This is a genomic window from Acinetobacter sp. 766875, from assembly GCF_000582055.1.
GTDB classification, from domain to species: Bacteria; Pseudomonadota; Gammaproteobacteria; order Pseudomonadales; family Moraxellaceae; genus Acinetobacter; species Acinetobacter nosocomialis.
Genome location: NZ_JEXX01000047.1, coordinates 1 through 2,966, shown reverse-complemented (window position 1 = coordinate 2,966; position 2,966 = coordinate 1). Strand labels below are relative to the sequence as shown.

Annotated in this window: 3 protein-coding genes and 4 tRNA genes; all 7 read right to left on the bottom strand. The window is 40.8% G+C overall.

The genetic code is table 11. The annotated features are described in order from the left end of the window. Positions 1–65: 65 nt before the first annotated feature. The 7 genes from rimP to tpiA all read right to left on the bottom strand — a co-directional run bounded on the left by rimP (position 66) and on the right by tpiA (position 2,528). Positions 66–590 carry a ribosome maturation factor RimP gene (gene rimP, locus J576_RS19175; RefSeq protein WP_002157009.1) on the bottom strand — a complete coding sequence of 175 codons (525 nt, stop codon included), beginning with the start codon at positions 588–590 and terminating at the stop codon, positions 66–68. A gap of 215 nt (positions 591–805) precedes the next feature. Then, positions 806–882 (bottom strand) — tRNA-Met (locus tag J576_RS19170). A gap of 88 nt (positions 883–970) precedes the next feature. Then, a tRNA-Met gene (locus J576_RS19165) sits at positions 971–1,047 on the bottom strand. A gap of 88 nt (positions 1,048–1,135) precedes the next feature. Beyond that, positions 1,136–1,212, bottom strand: a tRNA-Met gene (locus tag J576_RS19160). A 38-nt stretch (positions 1,213–1,250) separates the two neighbouring features. Further along, positions 1,251–1,335: transfer RNA gene (locus J576_RS19155), tRNA-Leu, on the bottom strand. A gap of 56 nt (positions 1,336–1,391) precedes the next feature. Next, positions 1,392–1,721, bottom strand: coding sequence for a preprotein translocase subunit SecG (gene secG / locus J576_RS19150; RefSeq protein WP_002156913.1), 330 nt, complete (start codon positions 1,719–1,721; stop codon positions 1,392–1,394). A 12-nt stretch (positions 1,722–1,733) separates the two neighbouring features. Continuing rightward, positions 1,734–2,528 (bottom strand): triose-phosphate isomerase, encoded by a 795-nt coding sequence (gene tpiA / locus J576_RS19145; protein ID WP_002156912.1) that lies wholly within the window; start codon positions 2,526–2,528, stop codon positions 1,734–1,736. Between the last annotated feature and the right edge of the window lie 438 nt (positions 2,529–2,966).

The following is a 2,966-nucleotide window of genomic DNA, read 5'->3' as shown; positions in this document are numbered from 1 at the left end:
CTACAACGGTAAGAATTTCGCGGCCCATAAGTCACCTACCGATTTCTTATATAATTTAAATAAATTTAATCTTGATAGATCAAGTTTGCTTTATCGATATTGTTGCTGTCGATATCAAGCACATGCTTTCCTTCAACTTCAACCTTAATCTCTTCATTTTCAAGGTCTACAGCAAGGAGTTTTGCTTGAAATTTACGGCGATTTTCTACTGCTGCAATTAAACGCAAAGCAACTTGTTGTCCAATATAGCTTTGCAACTGTTCAAGTTGAAAAAATGGGCGATCCCAACCTGGTGAAGAAACTTCTAAAGAATATTCACCTGAAATCGGATCATGAACATCCAACATCGCGCCGACTTGTTGTGTAACACGTACACAATCTTGTACGCCAATACCACGACCTTGTTCTACTTCACCATCTTCATTAATCACTGGTTCAGCGTTTTCATCAACCGGTCTATCGATATAAATACGCAATAATGAACGTTTACCTTGTGGAAGGAATTCGATTCCCCACAGGTCAACACCACATGCCTGCACTGCTGGAGCAATCATGTCATACAATGCTTGGGATTTATTTGATAATTTCATTTACTCTCGTCATTCTCGTGCGATTCAATCGGTTGTTTTAACCGACACAGACCTACTATAGTGAAGCATGACTATTTGACCAATTGATGTCGACACTACACGATAGCGATACGATAACCAATAAAAAAGGGCGTTAATCGCCCCTATGTAGCACAGAAAACAATAGTCCACTGTGCAAAAAGGCCCACCTGTCTGTGAGCCTCTTTTAAGAAACTTGGTAGCGGGAGCTGGATTTGAACCAACGACCTTCGGGTTATGAGCCCGACGAGCTACCAGACTGCTCCATCCCGCATCAACGTGCAAAAATTATATACAAATATCGAAAAAAGTCAATGTAAACTTTACAATATTCGTTTGATTAAGTTGCACCTTAATCAAATTGGTAGCGGGAGCTGGATTTGAACCAACGACCTTCGGGTTATGAGCCCGACGAGCTACCAGACTGCTCCATCCCGCATCAACGTGCAAAAATTATATACAAATATCGAAAAAAGTCAATGTAAACTTTACAATATTCGTTTGATTAAGTTGCACCTTAATCAAATTGGTAGCGGGAGCTGGATTTGAACCAACGACCTTCGGGTTATGAGCCCGACGAGCTACCAGACTGCTCCATCCCGCATCAATAAACTGCTTGCACTCAACTTTCTGGTTCAAAGTTGGTGCGGAAGGGGGGACTTGAACCCCCACGCCCGAAGGCACTACCACCTCAAGGTAGCGTGTCTACCAATTCCACCACCACCGCAGCTTGTGGGACGCATTCTAGTCCTTCCAACTGCAAAAGGAAAGCCTTATTTCGAATTATTGACCCGTTTTTGGTGCATTTGGTGAAGTTTCAGGCGATGTTGTTTGAGCTGGTGCTGTTGTTTGTACAGTTTTCAAACTATATGCCTCTGTAGTCTGTTTTTTTGCAAAAACAGCAAGAGTCAAACTCGTTACAAAAAACAATGCAGTTAAAACAGCAGTCAGGCGAGTAAGGAAGTTACCCGAACCAGATGCACCAAATACAGTTGCTGCACCGCCACCACCAAAAGAAGCACCAGCATCTGCGCCTTTACCATGTTGCACTAAAATCAATGCAATCATCAGTACAGCTAAAATAATATGTACAACAAGTACAAAAGAGTGCATACCCTATCCTCGTTATTTGCTTTGCGCGAAGGCTTGTACAATTTGATAAAAAGATGCTGCATTTAATGAAGCACCACCCACCAACGCACCATTAATATCTGGACATGCAGCTAATTCAACAGCATTTTCAGCTTTTACACTACCACCATATAAAATAGCAATACTTGAACCCGCTGAAGTAAGCTGGCATAAGCCTTCACGAATTTTAGCGTGCATTGCTTGCGCATCTTGTGGTGAAGCTGTTTTACCAGTACCAATTGCCCAAATCGGCTCATAAGCAATTACGACTTGGTTTTGCCACTGTTCAGCAGTCACTACAGGTGCAATATCACAAATTTGTTGTAAAACAACTTGCTCTGCATGGCCTTGCTCACGCTGTTCAAGACTTTCGCCCACACAATAAATGACAGTCAAGCCCGCATTTAATGCATTTTGGAGTTTCGCCTTCAAAATTTCAACGTTATCGCCAAAAATATCACGGCGTTCAGAGTGTCCGACCAATACGAAATTAATTTGGCTATCTTTTAATAATTCTGCACTAACTTCGCCAGTATAAGCACCTGTACCTGCAATACGCGATACATCTTGCGCAACTGTATATACCGTTCTTGCAGCATCCTGAAATTGCGCCTGTACTGTTGTAAGTGCAATAGAAACAGGGGCAACGCCCACATGGCAGCTTTCATCTGCAATTTGGTTTTGTTGCAATAATTGTTTAAATTCTTCTATAAGTTGGTTGGCGTTAGCACGCATTGGATTCATTTTCCAGTTGCCAACTACCCAAGGCGTAATCGTCGAACCCGACATACTGCTCACCTTTCATCAAAAATGCAGCACATTCTACACGCATTTATACAAATTTCAGATACTTTTCTTTAAAGGGATTACTTATATCTTTTCTTCTCTTTGAAATTAAGAAAAACTTTATAGCCATTCGAAGTTAAACATTCTAAAAATTAATCTTTAAAAACTTCGACTAGTTCAAGCTTTAATAGCTCGAGTAAGACTAGAGCAACACTTTATAAGGTAGTAATTTTACATAACAAAAGTATAATTTTTCATATACCAATTATAAACACATTAGCATAGGCAGGCAGATGTCAGTATTACATACATCTCCAAAATTTACGGGGTTTTTTCGGCGTTTAGTCGAAGAAAAGCATGTGTCGGCAGCGACCATGCAAAATGCATTAGATGCAGCAAAGAGAGCCAAGCAGGATACAGTCGCATATTTAATTGAAGAGG

Excerpts from the sequence above, each read along its gene's own strand:
- rimP (WP_002157009.1), bottom strand. The coding sequence starts at position 590 with ATGAAATTATCAAATAAATCCCAAGCATTGTATGACATGATTGCTCCA.
- secG (WP_002156913.1), bottom strand. The coding sequence starts at position 1,721 with ATGCACTCTTTTGTACTTGTTGTACATATTATTTTAGCTGTACTGATG.
- tpiA (WP_002156912.1), bottom strand. The coding sequence starts at position 2,528 with ATGTCGGGTTCGACGATTACGCCTTGGGTAGTTGGCAACTGGAAAATG.